The sequence below is a fragment of the Achromobacter sp. genome (assembly GCF_050285585.1).
In the GTDB taxonomy this organism is placed as follows: Bacteria; Pseudomonadota; Gammaproteobacteria; order Burkholderiales; family Burkholderiaceae_B; genus Achromobacter.
In genome coordinates, this window is sequence record NZ_JBLZXF010000031.1 from 1 (window position 1) to 17,557 (window position 17,557).

Sequence of the window (17,557 nt, forward strand, 5' to 3'; positions counted from 1 at the left end):
GTCCACCTGACCGCCATCGCCGGCCGCCTGGGCATCGACATCGACCTGGCCGGCCTGGACCGCATCAGCCGCGAGACTCCCGTGCTGGTGGACCTGAAACCCTCCGGCCAGCACTACATGGAAGACTTCCATCACGCGGGCGGCATGCCCGCGCTGCTGCGCGAACTGCGGCCCTACCTGCACCTGGACGCGCTGACCGTGTCCGGCCGCACGCTGGGCGAAGAACTCGACGACGCGCCGCCCGCCTTCAAGCAGGACGTCATCCGCACGGCGGCCTCGCCCATCTACCCCGTGGGCGGCCTGGCCGTGCTGCGCGGCAACCTGGCGCCCGGCGGCGCCATCATCAAGCAGTCCGCCGCCAACGCCGCGCTGATGGAACATGAAGGCCGCGCCGTGGTCTTCGAGGACGCCGAGGACATGGCGCGGCGCATCGACGACGAGGCGCTCGACGTGGCCGCCGACGACATCCTGGTGCTCAAGCGCATCGGCCCGACCGGCGCGCCCGGCATGCCCGAGGCCGGCTACATGCCCATACCCAAGAAGCTGGCGCGCGCCGGCGTGAAGGACATGGTGCGCATCTCCGACGGCCGCATGAGCGGCACCGCGGCCGGCACCATCGTGCTGCACGTCACGCCCGAGGCCGCCATCGGCGGCCCGCTGGCCCACGTCCGGAACGGCGACCGCATCCGCCTGTCGGTGGCACGCCGCGAGATCTCCCTGCTGGTGGACGACGCCGAGCTCGCGCGCCGCGCCGCGGCCCAGCCGGTCAGCCGCCCCGTCGCCGAGCGCGGCTACCGCAAGCTGTTCCTGCAATCCGTGACCCAGGCCGACCAGGGCGTGGACTTCGATTTCCTGCGCGCCGGCGTCACGCGCGACACCGTTCCGAAGAAATAGGCCCTGTCCCAATGAACGCCATCACGTCCGACGCCCTGCAGGCGCAGGCACCCGGCGCCGTGCAAGCCGCCGTGGCGGCCCTGGAGGAAGACATCGTTTTCGGCCGGCTGCATCCACGCGAACGGCTGACCGAAGACGACCTGATGGCGCGCTTTTCCATGAAGCGCCACGTCGTGCGGCAGGTGCTGGCGGACCTGGAACTGCTGGGCGTCGTCGAGAAAAAACGCAACGTGGGCGCCGTCGTCCGCGCCTTCTCGGCGCGCGAAGTCATGGAGCTCTATGCGCTGCGCGAGGTCCTGGAAGTCCACGCGGCCAGCCTCATTCCCCTGCCCGTGCCGCCAGCGCGGCTGGCGGCGCTGATGGCCGTGCAGCGCGAGCACGACGCCGCCGTGGCCGACGGCGACGCCCGCCGCGTCTTCCGCAGCAACCAGCGCTTTCATCATGAGTTTTTCGGCCTGCTGGACAACGCCGTCCTTGGCCAGGCCATCGAAGAATACGCGCGCCGCACGCACCCCATCCGCTTCGGCTCGCTCACCAGCGCCGCCTACCGCGAACGCGCCAGGCAGGAACACTGGGCCCTCATCAACGCCCTGCGCGACGGCGACCGCGTAGCGCTCATGGCCGTCTGCCGCAACCACCTCGTGCCCTCGCGCGACGCCTACCTGGCGTCCGAACAGGCCCGCCCGGGCGTCTGACCGCCGGCAGCCGGCCGAGACCGGCCTATCGCCATGCCCCGCGGCGTCTCGATGAAACCCTAGGCCGATTCCAGCAAGGACAGCGCCTCGTCCAGCGACAACACCGTCGTGCGCGACTCGAACGCCGTTGCGAACAGGCGTTCATGCACCACCTCATCCGGGTCGTAGCAGCAATCCTTCACCGTAAACAAGCGGAAATCCGCGTCGCTGGCATAAGCGATCGACGACAACATCACGCCCGTCGACGCAATCCCCACCATCACCAGCGTATCCACCCCCGCCGCCGACAGGCGCAGCTCCAGCTCCGTCCCGAAGAACACGCTGGCCCGCCGCGCAAGAATCAAGGGTTCATCCTCCCTCCTGCCCAACTCCGGCGAGACGGTGTCGCTCACGAACAAACCCAGCCGCTTGATCCCCTGTCCGTTCTTGTTCAACGGACTGACCTCCGGATATCCCGCGCCGAAGCCGATCTGCGCGAAATAAACTCCCACGCCCTTGTCCCGCGCCGCGTCGCAGAGCTTGCGGGTGTTCGCGAGCAGCGCCGGCGCTGCCGAGGGAAACAAATCCATGATGTCCGTCTGGTAGTGCATCACAAGCAGCGCGGTCTTGGAGGGAATGAGCGTCGTGAGAGACATGGATGTGATCCGGTTTTGTGGATGGAGGTGGCTGAGCCCAAACTGCGTCCGATGAAACGTCACGGGCGCGCTGGCGCGGCCATGGACTGATGCCAGGACGTCGGAATAGCGGCTGGCTCCAGCGCGCGGCGTTATCGGTTCCAGCAATCTAGCAGAACGGCCCTCCGCCGGCGCGCTTCGCGCTCAGGCCGCGCCCAGCATCGCTTGACAATCCTTGACTGTTGAGCCCTGGCGATACATTGCGACACAACGTAATATTTTCCAACACACACTGTGTCACCTGGACCGGCGCCAGGCTTCAGGCAAAACGGCACATCGGACTGGCAGGCTCCTTTGATACGCCAAATAGTCTCCGCGCCTGCGCCCCACCTGTTCCATGTATTCGCCTATTTATGCCTGCAACCCTGCTTGAATGGTCTGTGCCCGCGGCGATCCTGTTGTGCGCCACCGGACTGTGCGCCGCCCGATTCGTCGGCTTCAACACCCTACGGTGGGGCTGCGCCCTCGCCTGCCTGGGCACAGGCTACGCCATCATGCTCGTGCAGGCCAGCGAGCTATCCCCCTACAAGCAGGCCGTCGAGGACGCTTTCATCCTGGGCGGCGTCATTCTGGCCTGCCGCGCATTGCAGAGCCGTCGCCGCGGGCAGACCTCTTGCTACGTCGACGTCGCGGTCCTGCTGGCCTCAACGGCAATGGTGATCGTCTCGGTCGTGCTGTTTGCCAGCGCGAAGCTGGAAACCTTTTTCGTCCAGGCCTGTTGCGCGTTCGTGATCTGGCGCAGCACGCTTCCCTTTGCACGGCAAGTCGAAACCACGTCCGACAAGGTGCTCGCCACCGCGTTTCTCTTCATCGCGCTCGTGTTGACGGGCCAATGCGTCTTGTACATTGGCGCCCCGACGCCTCTTCTCGCGATGGGAGAATGGAGAACATCCGTCTGGGGGACCTTGATCCAATACACCGGGCTGCTCGGCAGCATTGTTCTGACCTTCGCGGTCTTCATCGCGACCAGCTACGACGCCATAGAGAAGTACCGGCGCCAGGCCCACACCGACGCGTTGACGGGCCTGCTGAACCGACAGGGACTCGATAGCCTTCTCGCCTCGGTTTCCCGGGGCGCCCTGTCGGAGGCGGCCCCGACCGGGGTAATCATGGCCGATATCGACAACTTCAAACACATCAACGATGTCTTCGGCCACGCGTTTGGCGACACAGTGCTGGCGCGGTTTGGCGCCCTGCTCCGGCCAAAGGCAGACGCGCACCTTTGCGCTGCCCGGCTGGGAGGGGAAGAATTCCTGCTGCTGCTGCCGGGAGCGACCCTGGAGAGCGCCACCGCAATCGCCGAGGAGATCCGCGCGAACTTCGTCGCGCAGCGTTGGGCTCCGCACGCGCCCAATTCGCGTTTCACGGCCAGCATCGGGGTGACCCTGACCCAGGCGGGCGAACCTTTCGCGCATGCGTTGAAGCGCGCAGACGATTTGCTCTACACGGCGAAGCGGCGAGGACGGAACTGCACGGTTGCGGGAGCGGCGCCAGGCGGCGCCGCGCATGGCCTCGCCAGGTTCAGCGGCATGCCCCCGCCCCCCTCCCGGCCAACTCCGCAAACCTCTCCACCAGTTCGGTAGCCCCCTCCTTCCGATAGGCCAGCAGCAACGGGCAATCCGCCGCCGCGGCCCCGAGCCTCCCGTCGCGCACGCCCTCCACGTTCAGCCGTTCGATCACGCCTGCCTGTGGGCCCTAGCCCGCCGCCACAATCACATGCGCCTGGATCTTGCCGGTCACCGGGTCGGCTCCATGGCGGGCGGTGATGGCCTGGGCCGCGCGCTCGATGGCGAGCGGCAGCCGGCTGGCGTCGCGCGCCTCGATGTCGTTGCGCAGCGGCGTCCCATGGCAATAGGCCAGCGCCGCCAGGCGGGCAGTGGGCGCCCGGCTCGACTTTTCGTGCGTCCGGATCTGGATGTCGGTGAACCCCGCCTGGCCCAGGTCCGCGCGAATCCTCGCGACATCGTGGTAGCCGTGAGGCGTGCGGGCGAGGAACCGCGGCGGGTCCTGCGGGAAGAGCTCGGCCACCGCATTCGTGATCTCGTCGGCGAAGGCGTTCTCTTCGATCCTGTCCCAGACGCTCAGCACATAGCGCCCGCCGGGCCGTAGCACTCGGCGCGCCTCGGCATAGCCCGCCGGGCGGTCGGGAAAGAACATGGCGCCGAACTGGCACAGCACCAGATCGAAAGACGCATCTTCGAAAGGCAGGGCCAGCGCGTCCGCCTCACGCCATTCGATGCGCTCGTCCGGCTCCTGCCGCATGGCGGCGTAATCGAGCATGGACGGGTTGAGGTCGGTCACGACGTAGCGGGCGCCGGCGGCCAGCCTGGGCGCCAGCGCCCGGGTGACGGCGCCGCTGCCGGCGGCGGTTTCCAGCACGGAAGCGGGCGCATAGGCCGCGGCCAGCGCCGCCGTGTCGGCGGCATAGGCCTCGAAGATCAGCGGGACCATCAGCTTGTCATAGCACTCCGGGATCGAACCCGAAAAGATCTTGTCGCTTGCGTCCATGATGGCACCTCCGCCGATCCGCCGCCCGGCGTGGCGCTGGCGGCGATTGAATATCGTCGCGCCGCCCGCGGGCCTCGTCAAGGCAATGTCACACCCGCTACACAAACCCGCGCTAGAGTGTCCGTTTTGACCGGTTTTCCTGCCCTATGCGCCTGCGCCCCGCCATCCTGGAAGACAGCCCCGCCCTGGCCGGCCTGCTCGCCCAGCTCGGCTACCCCGGCACGGAGTCCTTTCTGCCCGGGAGAATGGCGCAACTGCTGGCGCACCCCGATGCCTGGCTGCGCGTGGCCGAAGACGACGAGGGACGGCTGCTGGGATTCATCGGCCTGCACTTCGTGGCGCAGCTCGCGCTGCCGGGCGATTTCTGCCGTATTACATATTTCTGCGTCGGCGACGCGGCGCGCGGCGCTGGCGTCGGACGGGAGCTGGAAGCAGCCGCGGAGGCCGAGGCGCGGGCCCGCGGCTGCGACCGCATCGAGGTGCATTGCCATGAACGCCGCGCGGACGCTCATCGCTTCTATTACCGGCAGGGCTACGAGGAATCGCCGAAATATCTGATGAAGCGGCTGTAACATTCCGGGCCGCGCGCCGCCGCGCCCTCCCTCAATGCACGACCTGCTCCAGAAACCGCCGCGTGCGCTCGTGCACCGGCGCATCGAAAACCTGGCCAGGGCAGCCATGCTCGATCACCTGCCCCTGGTCCATGAATACCACCCGGTCGGCGACCTGCCGCGCGAAACCCATTTCGTGGGTGACGCAGATCATCGTCATGCCATCGGCCGCCAGCGCCAGCATGGTGTCCAGCACCTCCTTTACCATCTCCGGGTCCAGCGCGGAGGTGGGCTCGTCGAACAGCATGACCTTGGGCCGCATGCAAAGCGCGCGGGCGATCGCCACGCGCTGCTGCTGCCCGCCCGACAGCTGGCCGGGATACTTCCCCGCCTGGTCGGCGATGTGCACGCGGTCCAGGTAGTGCGAGGCGCGCTCGCGCGCTTCGGCCCGCGGCACGCCCTGGCAATGCACCGGCGCCAGCATGCAGTTTTCCAGCACGGTCAGGTGCGGGAAGAGATTGAAGCTCTGGAACACCATGCCCACTTCCTGGCGGGCGCGCGACAGCGCCGCGCCGTCGTGGGCCAGGGCACGGCCCAGCACCAGGACCTCGCCATCGGTGTAGCTCTCCAGCCCGTTGACGCAACGGATCATGGTGGACTTGCCCGAACCCGACGGGCCGCAGACGATGACGCGCTCGCCTTGCGCCACCTCCAGGTCGATGTCCTTCAGGACGTGGAATTCGCCATAGTGCTTGTTCAGCCGGCGCAGCTGGACGGCGGGCGTGGCGGTCATCGTAGTCATGGTAGTTCTCCAGGATGGGCCGGGCAGCTCAGGCGTGGACGGCCGGGGCATTGCGTTTGCGGAGATAGGCGACGGCTTGCGAAGCCACGACGCAGATCAGCAGGTAGGTCGCCGCGATGGTCATGTACATCTCGACCAGGCTGGAATCTCGCTGGGCGATTTTCGAGGCGGCGCCCAGCATGTCGGTAATGGAAAGGACGTAGACCAGCGAAGTATCCTGGAACAGGATGATGGTCTGCGTGAGCAGGATGGGGCTGACCGAGCGCAGCACCTGCGGCAGGATGACCAGCCAATAGGTTTTTGCCGTGGACATGGAAAGCGCCCGGCAGGCCTCGTACTGCCCTTTCGGAACCGCGTTGAGGCCGGCCCTGATGATCTCGGCGTAATAGGCCGCCTCGAACATCGCGAACGTGATGAACGCCGTATACACCGGCCCCACCGGCACCGGCCGCGGCGCGCCGGTGGCCCACATGAGCAGCATGGGCACCAGGAAGAAAAACCAGAACAGCACCATGATGAGCGGGATGGCGCGCATCAGCGTGATGTAGGCGGTGGCCAGCGGCGCCAGCAGCGGCACCCGCAGGTGGCGCGCCAGGGCCAGCGCCACGCCCAGCACCAGTCCGCCCGCGAAGCTGCTGAGGGTCAGTTGCAGCGAGAATCCCAGGCCGTCGAGCAGATAGGGCGCCGCGCGCTCGACGGCGCCGAAGTCGAAGCTGTTCATGGCGTTCACACCTCCTTGAGCGATTTGCGCCAGCGCAGGCGGCTGCGCGCGGGCCCGCGCGGTTCGGGTTCCGCCTGCAGGCCCGGAATGCGCAGGCGGCGTTCGATCAGGCGCATGCAGACGTACACCAGGCAGGCCAGCAGCAGGTACAGCAGCGTCGCCGCGCCGAAGGCCTGGAACGTCTGGAAGGTGAACTCATTGATCTGGCGCGCCTGGGCGGTCAGCTCCAGCACGCCGATGGTCAGCGCCACCGAACTGTTCTTGAAGATGCCCATGACCTCACTGGTCAAGGTGGGCATGATGATGCGCAAGGCCTGCGGCAACAGCACCAGGCGGTAGACCTGCAGGCTGCGCATGCCCAGCGCCTCCGCGGCCTTGCGCTGGCCCGGCGGCAGCGCTTCGATTCCGGCCTTGACCTGCTCGGCGACGCGGGCCGCCGTGTACAGCGCGAGGCCCAGCAGCGCCGGGATGACGCTGCCCCAGGGCGGCGGTATGGCCTTGACCGCGTCGCCCCAGGCGCGGGGCAGCAGCTCGGGCATGACGAAATACCAGATGAACATCTGCACGATCACCGGGATATTGCGGAATACCTCGACGTACAGGCGCGCCAGCACCGCGACGAAAGGCTTGCGCGCGGTGCGCGCGCAGCCCACCGCCACGCCCAGCGCGAAGGCGATGGCCCATCCCGCCAGGGCCAGGAACAGCGTCCAGCCCAGTCCGGTCAGCAGCCAATCCAGATAGCGTTCGCCGCCTTCCGGAACTTCTTCGAGTAGCACGCTGAACATGGCAGTCCCGCCGTATTCAAAAATCGACCTTGTCGCTGGGCGAGGCGATGCGTTCGCGCAGCCTCTCCGGGACCGGGAAGTTCAGGTTGACGTTGCGCGGCGGGATCGGGGACTCGAACCATTTCCGGTATGCCTGCTCGAAGGTGCCGTCCTTCATCATTCCGGTCAGCACGCCGTCCACCAGGGCCTTGAACGGCGCATCGTCCTTCTTGAACATCAGGCCGTAGTAGCCGGGGTCGTAGCCCCCTTCGAGGAAAGTAAAGGCCGCCGGGTCGCGGGCGTTCGCGCGTTCGCCGGCCAGCAGGATGTCATCCTCCAGGAACGCGACCGCCCGCCCATTGCTCAGCGTGAGCATGGATTCGCCGTGGTCCTTGGCCTGGATCACGTTCACGCCCAGCTTGTCCTTGTCGTTGGCGGCCCGCACGAAGCCCACCGCATTGGAGCCCTGCGTCACCACCACGGTCTTGCCCTTGAGATCGGCCGGCCGCTTCATGCCGGAATCGGCGCGCACCAGCCAGCGGGGCTGGCTCGCGAACGTGGCGACCGAGAACGACACCTGCTTCTGCCGCGCCAGATTGTTGGCGGTCCCGCCGCATTCGATGTCCACGGTGCCGTTGACCACCAGCGGAATGCGATTGGACGAGTTCACCGCCACCTGCTTGACCGCCAGGTCGGACAGGCTGAGCCGCTGCTTGATGCGGTTGACGATGACGGCGCACAGGTCCAACGAGAAACCCACCGGCTTCTGCTGTCCGTCCAGGAAAGAAAAAGGCACCGAAGATTCGCGGTAGCCCAGCGTGACCGAACCGGTCTCCTTGATTTTCTGCAGGGTGGGCCCCAGGTCCTCGGCCCAGGCGCAGGACAGGGCCAGCGTCAGCGCGCAGGCGGCGCCGTAGCGGAAGAACGTGTTTTTTTGCATGTCATACCCCTTGATTCAAGCCCGGCCTCGGGACCGGGCGATTAGCGTCGCAGGCTGCGCGTCTTCCTCAAGCCGATACAGGCTCCTGCAGGCCGGCGGCGATGATCCCGGCGACGCGATCGACATCGTCCGGGGTATTGAACAGACCAAAAGACACGCGCACCCCGTCGCGCTCGGGCGAAACGCGCACGCCTTGCCGCGCCAGATAGCCGACCCATTTCTCCACGGGAAGGTCCAGCACGTAGATATGGGCGCGCCGGGCGCGCTCGCGGGGCCCCACCAGGCCGACGCCCAGCGCGTCCAGGCGTTCGATCAGCCGGTCGCCCAGCGCCAGCACGTGGCGTTCAATATTGGCGATGCCCACGCTGGCGATGAGGTCCAGCGCGGCGTCCAGGGCGTGGATGTCCGGCAGGTTGTAGTTGCCGATCTCGAAGCGGCCGGCATCCTCGCGCAAGGCCAGGTCATCGGGATTGGCGATCAGGTCGGCCGGCGGGCGGGCCAGCCCCGCCGTGGCCAGATAGACAGGCTGCAGCTCCGTCAGCGCCGCGTCGACGTAGAGCAGGCCGAGCCCCTGCGGCACCAGCAGGCCCTTGTGGCAACCGGCGGCCAGCATCGAAATGCCCATGGCCTTGACATCCACGGGCAGCACCCCGACCGACTGCATCGCGTCCACCACCAGATAGATCCCGCGCTCCCGGCACAGCCGGCCTATGTCGGCGACGTCGTGCCGATGGCCGGCGTGGAATGTCACGTGCGAGAGCGAAATCGCCCGCGTGCGCGCGTCCACGTGCGGCGCGAACAGCGCCGCGTCTGCCACCCCCTGTCCCAGCCTGACGAAGCGCACCTCCACGCCGCGCCGCTTCAGGTTCAGCCAGGCGTACGCGTTGTTGGGATGGTCCCCCTCGATCAGCAGCACGTTGTCGCCCGGCTCGAAATCGATGGCATTGGCCGCGATGTTCAGGCCCTCGGAGGTGTTCTTCGTAAAGGCGATTTCGCGGGCTTGCGCGCCCAGGAAGCCTGCAACGCGCGCGCGCACCCGCTCCACGCGCTCAAGCCAGACCGGCTTGGGCCCGCCGTTGTCGTTGGCCTCCTGGTAGAAGGCCTCCAGGGCCCGGCGCACGCTGGTGGCAAGGGGAGACTGGTGGGCGGTATCCAGGTACAGCATCCTGGCGCTTGCTGGAAAATCCTGGCGCACCGTGGCGCAAGAATGAAAATCGGACATGGCGGGTCTACCAAGAAAGGAATGCGCCTAGGCCAGGCGGAAGGCCGCGATCTTCCGCCCCGGCCCATGCTCGACGAACTCGGCCAATACCGCCTGGCCGATCAGCGATACGCCCTCCGTCGGCGCGCCGGGCAGTTGGCCATAGAGGCAGGGCCCCTCCTCCAGTTCGATGGCGGCGAACACATAGGGCGCCTCCGCATTGAATCCGTCATGGTGCGTGCGGCGCACGGTGGTGTGCGAAATCACCTTGCCGCGTCCGCTGGCGGCCACCCAGCGCAGGCCGTCTTCACGGCAGAATGGGCAGCACACGCGCGGATAGAAGACATGCCGCCGGCACGCGTCGCAATACTGGATCATCAGCCTGCCTTCGTTGCACCCCTGCCAGAAGGGCTGGTTCAAGGCATTGACCCGAGGTTGGGGCTTGAGCATTTCGACTCCTCAATGGACGCGTTCGAGAATGGCGGCGCTGGAACACAGGCCGCGGCCATAGGCCACCATGCCGTAGCCGGACACCAGGCCCAGCCGGCAGTCCAGCTGCCGGCCCGCGGCCCGTCCCAGCAATTGGGCGGCGGCCTCGTATACGCCGATCATTCCGCCGCTGGCGCCGGCCTGGCCGGCCGAAAGCTGGCCGCCGCCGGTGTTGACGGGCAGCGCGCCTCGCCAGCTCACGTCGTTGTGGCGCACGTACTCGTGGGCGCGGCCCGGCTCGCACAGCCCCAACCCCTCCATCTGCACGAAGGCCATCACGGGATAGTCGTCGTACAGCTGGGCAAACTGCATCTGCGCCGGCTCGACGCCGGCGCGCTGGTAGAGGCGATCCGCCAGCCCCGACCAGCCGCCCGGCACGGCATAGGGATCGTTGGCCGGATAGTTGTGGATTTCCTCCGCCGCCCGGATGCGCAGCGACGGCCCCTTCAGCCCTGCGGCCACCCGCTCCGAAGCCAGGACGATCGCATCTCCCCCGACGCACGGCATCACGCAGTCGTACAAGCGCAAGGGATCGGCGATCGGCTTGGCGTTGAGATAGTCCTCCATCGTGAGCGGCTTCTGGAACAAGGCATTGGGATTGCGCAGCGCGTTCTCGCGCAAGGCCACGCAGAACCGGCCGAAATCCTCGCGCCTCGCGCCGTGCCGCTCCATATAGAGACGCGTATGCAGCGCGAACATGCCGTTGGCGCCGCCGAATCCCTGCGGCGACATGTATTCCTTGATGGAGCCGTTGAAGTGGTCCAGCGTTTCATTGTGGGCCGCCACGTCGAACGCGTCGGCGGCGAGCACCAGCGCCACGTCGCAGGCGCCGTCGCGGATGGCGCGCGCCGCGTGCGCCATGCCGATGATGCCCGAGGCGCCGCCATACAGGCCCTGGAACAGGAAGCGCGCCTCGATGCCCAGGTGTTCGGCCACCGTCGGCGCATTGTCGGGCGGCAGCAGGAAGCACGTGACGGCCAGTCCGTCCACCGCGCTCCATGGCAGCCCCGCGTCGGCCAGGGCGGCCGCTCCCGCCTCGTACATCAGGCGCTGCACGCCGCGTTCCGAACGCTTGGCGTAAGGCGCCTGCCCCGCGCCCACGATCCGCACCCCTTCGAACATCCCGGCCATCAGATCACTCCCTGCGCGGTCAGCGCGTCGAATTCCTGCTGGGACAGGCCCAGCATGCCCTGGTAGATTTCGCGGTTGTCGGCGCCCAGCGCGCGCCCGGCATGGCGCACCTCTCCAGGAGTATCCAGGAACCGCGGCACGACCCCCTGCATGCGCACCTCGCCGAAATCGTCGTCGCGTACCGAGACGATGTTCTCGCGCGCCTGGTAGTGCGGATCGCGCACGATGTCGCTGATGTCCAGCACCGGGCCCGCGACCACCTCGGCCTCCTCGAACAGCGCCATGACGGCCGCGCAGTCGCGCTCGCGGAACCAGCCGGCGATGATCCGGTCCAGCGCCGCGTCGTGCTCGCAACGCGAAGCGTTGTCGACGAAACGTGGGTCCGTGATGAGTTCGGGCATGCCGAGCGCCTGGGCCAGGCGTTCGAACGTGCGCTGCGAACTGGCCGAAATGCCCACCCAGCGCCCGTCGAGCGTCTGATAGGTGTTGCGCGGGGAATCCTCCGCCAGCCGGTTGCCCAGGCGCTGCTTCACGATGCCCAGCTGATCGAAACCGATCACCTGGGATTCGACCAGGCGGAACAGGGGCTCATACAGGCTGACGTCGATCTCCTGGCCTCGGCCGTTGCCGTGATCGCGGTTATAGACCGCGAACATCGCCGCCATGGCGGCGAAGGTCGAGGCCACGGAGTCCGCCATGGGAAAGCCCGGCAGCGTGGGCGGCCTGTCGGGCGAGCCCGTGAACGATGGAATGCCGGAGAACGCCTCCGCGATCGTGCCGTAGCCGCCGCGCTTGGCGTAGGGGCCGGTCTGGCCGAACCCCGAGACACGCACCATGACCAGGCGCGGATTGATGCGCGCCAGCTCCTCGTACCCGAGCCCCCAGCGCTCGAACGTGCCGGGACGGTAATTCTCGATCAGCACGTCGGCCTCGCGGACCAGTTCGCGGAATAGTTCCTGCCCGCGCGGATTGGACAGCGTCAGCGTGATCAGCCGCTTGTTGCGGGCGATGACCTTCCACCACAGCGACAGGCCCTCTTTCATCGGCGTCCAGTGGCGCATCGAATCGCCGGACCCCGGCAGTTCCAGCTTGATGACGTCGGCGCCGAAGTCCGCCATCTGGGTGGCCGCGAGCGGCCCGGCGATCATGTTGCCCGCATCGATCACCCGCAGTCCCGCGAGCGGGCCCTTGCGAGTTGTGTCCGCCACTGGCTTGGCGCTGCTTGCGGTCTCGGGGAAAGTCGACATGGTAGGTTCCGATCTCACTTGGAAGGAAAATCCGCCTTGTGTTAAACTTCCGAATATTGGAAGTTTTTCTTTCACTAATTGGATTAATTATGATCAGCGACTCACAGGCTGTCCCTAGGGATCAACCCCTAGACCGGTTGCTGCACGTCCTCGACGTGGTTGCGCATGCCGACCGCCCCATCACCATGACCGATGTGGCCGCCGCCTGCGGCCTGCCGGTGCCTACCGTTCATCGGCTCGTCGCTCAACTGGAAGAGAGGCGCATGCTCAAGCGCGTGCTGGGCAGCAAGAAGCTGGCGGTCGGCGCGGCGCTGGTGAACCTGGGCATGGCGGCCGTCTCTGCCGCCATGCGCGGGGACCAGAGCCACCAGATCCTGGTGGCCCTGGCCAACCGCATCGGCGAGCATTGCCAGATCGGGCAGCGGGTGGACAACGAAGTGTTCTACGCGGACGCGGCGTGGGCCACGCGCTCGCAGGGGCTGTACTTCGAGCACGGGCATCGCTCGCCCCTGTATTGCACGTCGATAGGCAAGCTGTTCCTCTCCGAAATGCCTCCCGACCAGTTCGAATGGTGGCTGGGGCACGCCGTGCTCGAGCCGCTTGCGCCGAACACCATCGTTTCGCCCGACGCCTTGCGCAAGGTGGTCAACAAGGTCCGCAAGGAGCAATGGGCGGCCAGCGACGAGGAAGTGATCGCCGGCGTGGTCGGCTGCGCAGTGCCCATCCGCGATGCGCAAGGCAAGCTCATCGCCGGCCTGGGGATTTCGGTGCCCAGCGCGCGCGTGGCCTTTGATGGGCTGGCCGAATTCCGCCAACCCATGGAAGCCGCGGCCGCCGAAATCGCCGCGGCCATCGCCGCGGCGGATTGAAAGCGTCCCGGGGCCCGTTCACACCATTGAGGCCTTCGCGCAGGCCCTAGCCTTGCTCCGTCCGGGCGCCCACGCTTTCAAGATACGCGTCCACGGCGCTGCCCACCGTGGGATGGAAGCGGTCGTCGCTGAATATCTCGGTCAGCTCGAAGCGCTTGAGCTTGTCGCGGACCGGATCCTTCATCTCGGCGAAATGCAGCGCGACGCCCGCCTCCGCCAGGTGGCGGCTCAGCTCGCGCAGCATGTCCGCCGAGGTGACATCGACGCTAGTGACAGGCTCGGCCGCCACCACCACGCGCCGCACCGTAGTGGGCGACGCGTCCACGGCTTCCATCAACCGCTGCTGGAACAGTTCGGCGTTGGCGAAGAACAGCGGCGCGTCCCAGCGGAACAGCACCAGCCCGTCGATCAACGCGGCATGCGGATAGCGTTTCAGGTCGTGGTAGCCGCGCAGGTTCGGCACCCGGCCGAGCACCGCGAAATGCGGCCGCCAACCGTCCCACAGGAATTCGATCACGGCAATGACCACCGCCAGACAGATGCCGGGAATCGCGCCGAACACCGCCACCCCGGCGAAGCACAGCATCGAGAGCCAGAACTCCCATTGCTGGATGCGGAAGATGCGCCGCAGGTCCCTGAATTCGAACAGGCCGATGGCCGCGGCGATCACCACGGCGGCCAGCGCGCTGTTGGGCAGATAGCGCAGCAGGTTCGGCGCCACCAGCAGCAAGGCGGCCACCGCGATCGCGCCCACCACTCCCGTAAGCTGCGTGCGCGAACCCGCCGCCTCGGCCACCGGCGTGCGCGACGCGCTGCTGCTGACCGGGAAGCCCTGGAAGAAGCCGGCCGCCAGGTTCGCCACGCCCAGACCCACCATTTCCTGGTTCGGATCCACTCGCGTGTGCGTGCGCGCGGCATAGGTGCGCGACAGCACGCTGGTATCGGCAAATGCGATCAGCGCCACGGCGCCGCCACCAAGCACGATCTTGACCAGGTCCGCGTTGCTGAGCCACGGCAGCGCGAAGGCCGGCAAACCCTGCGGGATCTCTCCCAGCACTTTCACGCCGCGGGCGTCCAGCTGGAAGATGCTGACCGCCAGCGTCGCCAGGATCACCGCGACCAGGGTCCCGGGCACGCGGTCGAAGCGCTTGAGCAGCAGGATCACCGCCAGCGTGGCCGTCCCGACGCCGAAGCTGTGCCAGTTGGTCTCGCCGTTGAACACGGCCAGCACCATCTGCCAAAGCTCTCGCAGCGGCCCGGCGTCGTCGATCGGAATCGCGAACAGCTTGGGCAACTGGCTCACCAGCACCGTCAGCGCAATACCGTTCATATAGCCATAGCGGATCGGCTTGGACAGCAGCTCGGTAATGAAGCCCAGCTTCAGCAGGCCCAGCACGACGCAGAACAGGCCGGAAACCACGGCCATCAAACCGGCCGCCGCCACGGCGCGCATCGGATCGCCGCCGGAAACGCTGAGCACCACCGCCAGGATCGGCGGCGCGAGCGCCGAATCCGGCCCCAGCACCAGGATCCGGCTTGGGCCGAACAGCGCATAGGCCAGCATCGGGAGGATGGTGGCGTACAGGCCATAGACCCCCGGCACCCCCGACGCCTCGGCATAGGCGATGCCGACGGGCACCAGCATCGTCGCCAGCACCAGGCCCGCGGCCACGTCCTTCGGCAGCCAGGCCGCCTGGTACGACCTCAACATCGCCAATCCGGGCAGCCAGCGCAGCCAGTTCCGGGCGGGCTTATCGACGCGGGCGCGCGCATTGGAAGCCATGCAAGCTCTCATGAAAAGTGGGACGCCGGGCGTTGATTCTACTGGAGGCGCAATGCGAACGGCATGTTCCCTGTCACCTGCCATACCCGGATATCCCCTTGCCTTACGCACTATGCGCGGCGAGCCGAAAATACCCCTGTTTTCGTACCGGGAGACCCTCATGATCACGGCGACGCGGATGGGCGAGGCCTATTGCGTGCAACTGAGCAATGGACGCGACCTCGTGCTTGCGGACACGCGCAAGCGCGGCAAAGGCGGCGGCGCGGGCATGCGTCCGCACGAACTGCTGGAAAGCGCCCTGGCGGCCTGCCTCTGCATGTCGATCGACATGGCCGCCGAACGCGCCGGCGTCATGCTTCCCGCCTTCACGGTCGGCGTGTCCATAGACCGGCAGGACAGCGAAACCGCGTTCGACGTGTCGCTGGGCTTCGCGACCGCGCCGTCTGCGGAGCAGGAAGCGCTGGCGGCCGAGGCGGCGCGGACCTCGCCCGTTGCGCGGACGCTGGGAAAGCCCGTGAGGATAAGCGCCGCGAGGATCGCCGTGGATTGACGGGCGCCGGGAGAGCCCGGCCAGGGCTCAGGCGGCTATCAAGGCCAGGTCCCGCCGGCGCGCGCCCGGCTGTTCGGGGATGGCGCGGTCCTCCCGGCTTTGCTTGCGCAGCGCGACGGCGTCGACCTCGGCCAATGACTTGTCCTGGTCGGTCAGCCGGAAGACACGGATCGTGTCGTGCACCATGCTGACCTGATCGTTCAGCGAGCTGGCGGCGGTGGCCAGTTGCTCGACCATGGACACATTCTGCTGCGTGATCTGATCGAGCTGGGAAACGGCCGTGTTGACCTGGCCGATGCCCGAGGCTTGCTCCTGGCTGGCGTTATTGATGTGTTCCAGCGAATCCGTGACGCGGCTGATGGCGTCCACCACCTCGTCCATGCGGGAGCTGGCCTCGTCGGCGCGCTGCTCGCCCATGTGCACGCGCTGCCCGGACTCTTCGATCAATACGCGGATTTCCTTGGCGGCCTGGGTAGTGCGCTGCGCCAGCGCGCGCACTTCGCTGGCGACCACGGCGAAGCCCTTGCCCTGCTCGCCAGCCCGCGCCGCCTCGACGGCGGCGTTGAGCGCCAGGATGTTGGTCTGGAACGCCACGCCTTCGATCACCTGGATGATGTCGCCGATGCGCTGCGAGGCCCGGGAGATCTCGTGCATGGTCGTCACCACGTTCTGCACGGCCTCGTGGCTGCGCTGCGCGGCGCCGACGGTCTCGCGCGCCATGTTGGCGCCCGAGTCGGCCATGCTGGTGGTCTGCCGCACGGTGCCGTTGATCTGTTCGATGGCGGCCGCGGTTTCTTCGAGGCTGCTGGCCTGAGATTCCGTGCGCGCGGACATGTCGCGGTTGCCGCCGGCGATCTCGCGCGCGCCGCCGCGCAGGTGGGCGACCTGTTCGCGCACGTCGCGCACCACGGTGCGCATGGATACCGTCAGCTGCGCCAGGGCCAGCTGCAGCTGGCCGATTTCCGCCTTGCCATCGACCCGGACATTCTGGGTAAGGTCGCCGGCCGCGAGCACGTTGGCGGTGGAAATGACTTCGCGCATCGGCTTGACGCCGATGCCGATCAGGTGGCGGGCGGCCAGCATGGCGGCGATCAGGCCCGCCACGGCCGGCGCCCACTCCGGCGCGCCGTAGGGCTTGCCGAGGAAATGGGCCAGCGGCGGCACCGCGGCCATGAAGAGCGAAGACAGGACGATGTGCCCGCGCAGGCCGAAGGAAAACATCCGCCCCAGACGTCCGAACAGGCTGTTGTTCAGCACGGCGCCGTGATGCAGCACATGCACGCGCCGGCCGCGCTCGGCCTCGTGCCGCATGTCGGCATAGAGGGCCTCGGCCTCCTGGATTTCGTCCTCCGGGGCGTGGGTGCGCACCGACAGGTAACCCACGATGTTCCTGCCGTTGCGCATGGGCGTGGCGTTGGCGCGCACCCAGTAGTAGTCGCCATTCTTGCGGCGGTTCTTGATCAACGCCGTCCAGGGCAGCCCCGCCTGAATCGTTTCCCACATGTCGCGGAACGGTTCTTCCGGCATGTCGGGGTGGCGGACCAGGTTGTGCGGCTGGCCGATAAGTTCAGCGTGCGTGAAGCCGCTGACCTCGATGAAGTTGGCATTGCAATAAGTGATACGCCCCTTCAGATCCGTGATCGAAATCAGTGTCTGATCCGCCGGAAAGTCGTAACAGTTCTGGGTAATAGGCAGATTGGTGCGCATTCGATACTCCACGACGTGAGGCACGGCCAGC

The 17,557-nt window shown here is 67.2% G+C and carries 18 protein-coding genes; 6 read left to right on the forward strand and 12 right to left on the reverse strand.

Features of this window, described 5'->3' with window-relative positions; all coding sequences use genetic code 11:
• Both ACN6PJ_RS25765 and ACN6PJ_RS25770 read left to right on the forward strand, forming a co-directional pair.
• On the forward strand, positions 1-894 hold an 894-nt coding region (locus ACN6PJ_RS25765; RefSeq protein ID WP_427998628.1), incomplete at its 5' end, for a dihydroxy-acid dehydratase.
• An 11-nt stretch (positions 895-905) separates the two neighbouring features.
• A complete protein-coding gene (locus ACN6PJ_RS25770) occupies positions 906-1,589 on the forward strand; it encodes a GntR family transcriptional regulator (RefSeq protein ID WP_427998629.1) in 684 nt (227 codons plus the stop codon).
• A 59-nt stretch (positions 1,590-1,648) separates the two neighbouring features.
• Here the strand turns inward: ACN6PJ_RS25770 and ACN6PJ_RS25775 are convergent, their stop codons facing one another.
• Positions 1,649-2,224 carry an isochorismatase family cysteine hydrolase gene (locus ACN6PJ_RS25775; RefSeq protein WP_427998630.1) on the reverse strand — a complete coding sequence of 192 codons (576 nt, stop codon included), beginning with the start codon at positions 2,222-2,224 and terminating at the stop codon, positions 1,649-1,651.
• 392 nt (positions 2,225-2,616) lie between these two features.
• Here ACN6PJ_RS25775 and ACN6PJ_RS25780 point away from each other — a divergent pair, with 392 nt between their 5' ends.
• The gene (locus tag ACN6PJ_RS25780) at positions 2,617-3,846 is read left to right on the forward strand and encodes a GGDEF domain-containing protein (protein ID WP_427998631.1); all 1,230 of its coding nucleotides are present in this window, start codon (positions 2,617-2,619) and stop codon (positions 3,844-3,846) included.
• 112 nt (positions 3,847-3,958) lie between these two features.
• Here ACN6PJ_RS25780 and ACN6PJ_RS25785 read toward each other — a convergent pair whose 3' ends face one another.
• Positions 3,959-4,771 (reverse strand): class I SAM-dependent methyltransferase, encoded by an 813-nt coding sequence (locus ACN6PJ_RS25785; RefSeq protein WP_427998632.1) that lies wholly within the window; start codon positions 4,769-4,771, stop codon positions 3,959-3,961.
• Positions 4,772-4,917: 146 nt separating this feature from the next.
• Here ACN6PJ_RS25785 and ACN6PJ_RS25790 point away from each other — a divergent pair, with 146 nt between their 5' ends.
• The gene (locus ACN6PJ_RS25790; RefSeq protein ID WP_427998633.1) at positions 4,918-5,343 is read left to right on the forward strand and encodes a GNAT family N-acetyltransferase; all 426 of its coding nucleotides are present in this window, start codon (positions 4,918-4,920) and stop codon (positions 5,341-5,343) included.
• A 31-nt stretch (positions 5,344-5,374) separates the two neighbouring features.
• Here the strand turns inward: ACN6PJ_RS25790 and ACN6PJ_RS25795 are convergent, their stop codons facing one another.
• The 8 genes from ACN6PJ_RS25795 to ACN6PJ_RS25830 form a co-directional block, all read right to left on the reverse strand.
• A complete protein-coding gene (locus tag ACN6PJ_RS25795) occupies positions 5,375-6,124 on the reverse strand; it encodes an amino acid ABC transporter ATP-binding protein (RefSeq protein WP_427998634.1) in 750 nt (249 codons plus the stop codon).
• Positions 6,125-6,152: 28 nt separating this feature from the next.
• Positions 6,153-6,845 (reverse strand): amino acid ABC transporter permease, encoded by a 693-nt coding sequence (locus tag ACN6PJ_RS25800; RefSeq protein ID WP_043545821.1) that lies wholly within the window; start codon positions 6,843-6,845, stop codon positions 6,153-6,155.
• Positions 6,846-6,850: 5 nt separating this feature from the next.
• Positions 6,851-7,630 (reverse strand): amino acid ABC transporter permease, encoded by a 780-nt coding sequence (locus ACN6PJ_RS25805; RefSeq protein ID WP_427998635.1) that lies wholly within the window; start codon positions 7,628-7,630, stop codon positions 6,851-6,853.
• Between the two features lie 16 nt (positions 7,631-7,646).
• Entirely contained in the window at positions 7,647-8,549 is a 903-nt protein-coding gene (locus tag ACN6PJ_RS25810; protein WP_427998636.1) for a transporter substrate-binding domain-containing protein, read from the reverse strand.
• A 67-nt stretch (positions 8,550-8,616) separates the two neighbouring features.
• On the reverse strand, positions 8,617-9,771 hold the full coding sequence (locus ACN6PJ_RS25815; protein ID WP_427998637.1) for an aminotransferase class V-fold PLP-dependent enzyme: 1,155 nt from the start codon (positions 9,769-9,771) through the stop codon (positions 8,617-8,619).
• Between the two features lie 27 nt (positions 9,772-9,798).
• Positions 9,799-10,200, reverse strand: a complete 402-nt coding sequence (locus ACN6PJ_RS25820) for a Zn-ribbon domain-containing OB-fold protein (RefSeq protein WP_427998638.1) — start codon at positions 10,198-10,200, stop codon at positions 9,799-9,801.
• 9 nt (positions 10,201-10,209) lie between these two features.
• Positions 10,210-11,370 carry a thiolase family protein gene (locus ACN6PJ_RS25825; protein ID WP_427998639.1) on the reverse strand — a complete coding sequence of 387 codons (1,161 nt, stop codon included), beginning with the start codon at positions 11,368-11,370 and terminating at the stop codon, positions 10,210-10,212.
• Positions 11,370-12,617: a CaiB/BaiF CoA transferase family protein gene (locus tag ACN6PJ_RS25830; RefSeq protein ID WP_427998640.1), complete on the reverse strand. Its 1,248-nt coding sequence runs from the start codon at positions 12,615-12,617 to the stop codon at positions 11,370-11,372. The genes ACN6PJ_RS25825 and ACN6PJ_RS25830 overlap by 1 nt, the downstream gene beginning before the upstream one ends.
• A 137-nt stretch (positions 12,618-12,754) precedes the next feature.
• On the opposite strand from ACN6PJ_RS25830, the gene ACN6PJ_RS25835 reads away from it, so the two are divergent.
• Positions 12,755-13,486 (forward strand): IclR family transcriptional regulator, encoded by a 732-nt coding sequence (locus ACN6PJ_RS25835; RefSeq protein ID WP_427998641.1) that lies wholly within the window; start codon positions 12,755-12,757, stop codon positions 13,484-13,486.
• Positions 13,487-13,532: 46 nt separating this feature from the next.
• On the opposite strand, the gene ACN6PJ_RS25840 is transcribed toward ACN6PJ_RS25835, so the two are convergent.
• The gene (locus tag ACN6PJ_RS25840) at positions 13,533-15,269 is read right to left on the reverse strand and encodes a SulP family inorganic anion transporter (RefSeq protein ID WP_427998642.1); all 1,737 of its coding nucleotides are present in this window, start codon (positions 15,267-15,269) and stop codon (positions 13,533-13,535) included.
• A 160-nt stretch (positions 15,270-15,429) separates the two neighbouring features.
• Here ACN6PJ_RS25840 and ACN6PJ_RS25845 point away from each other — a divergent pair, with 160 nt between their 5' ends.
• The gene (locus ACN6PJ_RS25845; RefSeq protein WP_427998643.1) at positions 15,430-15,819 is read left to right on the forward strand and encodes an OsmC family protein; all 390 of its coding nucleotides are present in this window, start codon (positions 15,430-15,432) and stop codon (positions 15,817-15,819) included.
• A 27-nt stretch (positions 15,820-15,846) separates the two neighbouring features.
• Here ACN6PJ_RS25845 and ACN6PJ_RS25850 read toward each other — a convergent pair whose 3' ends face one another.
• The gene (locus ACN6PJ_RS25850; RefSeq protein ID WP_427998644.1) at positions 15,847-17,526 is read right to left on the reverse strand and encodes a methyl-accepting chemotaxis protein; all 1,680 of its coding nucleotides are present in this window, start codon (positions 17,524-17,526) and stop codon (positions 15,847-15,849) included.
• Positions 17,527-17,557 lie beyond the last annotated feature (31 nt).

What these genes read in the sequence shown, in the direction of transcription:
- ACN6PJ_RS25770 (WP_427998629.1), top strand. Translation starts at nt 906, where the DNA reads ATGAACGCCATCACGTCCGACGCCCTGCAGGCGCAGGCACCCGGCGCC.
- ACN6PJ_RS25775 (WP_427998630.1), bottom strand. Translation starts at nt 2,224, where the DNA reads ATGTCTCTCACGACGCTCATTCCCTCCAAGACCGCGCTGCTTGTGATG.
- ACN6PJ_RS25780 (WP_427998631.1), top strand. Translation starts at nt 2,617, where the DNA reads ATGCCTGCAACCCTGCTTGAATGGTCTGTGCCCGCGGCGATCCTGTTG.
- ACN6PJ_RS25785 (WP_427998632.1), bottom strand. Translation starts at nt 4,771, where the DNA reads ATGGACGCAAGCGACAAGATCTTTTCGGGTTCGATCCCGGAGTGCTAT.
- ACN6PJ_RS25790 (WP_427998633.1), top strand. Translation starts at nt 4,918, where the DNA reads ATGCGCCTGCGCCCCGCCATCCTGGAAGACAGCCCCGCCCTGGCCGGC.
- ACN6PJ_RS25795 (WP_427998634.1), bottom strand. Translation starts at nt 6,124, where the DNA reads ATGACTACGATGACCGCCACGCCCGCCGTCCAGCTGCGCCGGCTGAAC.
- ACN6PJ_RS25800 (WP_043545821.1), bottom strand. Translation starts at nt 6,845, where the DNA reads ATGAACAGCTTCGACTTCGGCGCCGTCGAGCGCGCGGCGCCCTATCTG.
- ACN6PJ_RS25805 (WP_427998635.1), bottom strand. Translation starts at nt 7,630, where the DNA reads ATGTTCAGCGTGCTACTCGAAGAAGTTCCGGAAGGCGGCGAACGCTAT.
- ACN6PJ_RS25810 (WP_427998636.1), bottom strand. Translation starts at nt 8,549, where the DNA reads ATGCAAAAAAACACGTTCTTCCGCTACGGCGCCGCCTGCGCGCTGACG.
- ACN6PJ_RS25815 (WP_427998637.1), bottom strand. Translation starts at nt 9,771, where the DNA reads ATGTCCGATTTTCATTCTTGCGCCACGGTGCGCCAGGATTTTCCAGCA.
- ACN6PJ_RS25820 (WP_427998638.1), bottom strand. Translation starts at nt 10,200, where the DNA reads ATGCTCAAGCCCCAACCTCGGGTCAATGCCTTGAACCAGCCCTTCTGG.
- ACN6PJ_RS25825 (WP_427998639.1), bottom strand. Translation starts at nt 11,370, where the DNA reads ATGGCCGGGATGTTCGAAGGGGTGCGGATCGTGGGCGCGGGGCAGGCG.
- ACN6PJ_RS25830 (WP_427998640.1), bottom strand. Translation starts at nt 12,617, where the DNA reads ATGTCGACTTTCCCCGAGACCGCAAGCAGCGCCAAGCCAGTGGCGGAC.
- ACN6PJ_RS25840 (WP_427998642.1), bottom strand. Translation starts at nt 15,269, where the DNA reads ATGGCTTCCAATGCGCGCGCCCGCGTCGATAAGCCCGCCCGGAACTGG.
- ACN6PJ_RS25845 (WP_427998643.1), top strand. Translation starts at nt 15,430, where the DNA reads ATGATCACGGCGACGCGGATGGGCGAGGCCTATTGCGTGCAACTGAGC.
- ACN6PJ_RS25850 (WP_427998644.1), bottom strand. Translation starts at nt 17,526, where the DNA reads ATGCGCACCAATCTGCCTATTACCCAGAACTGTTACGACTTTCCGGCG.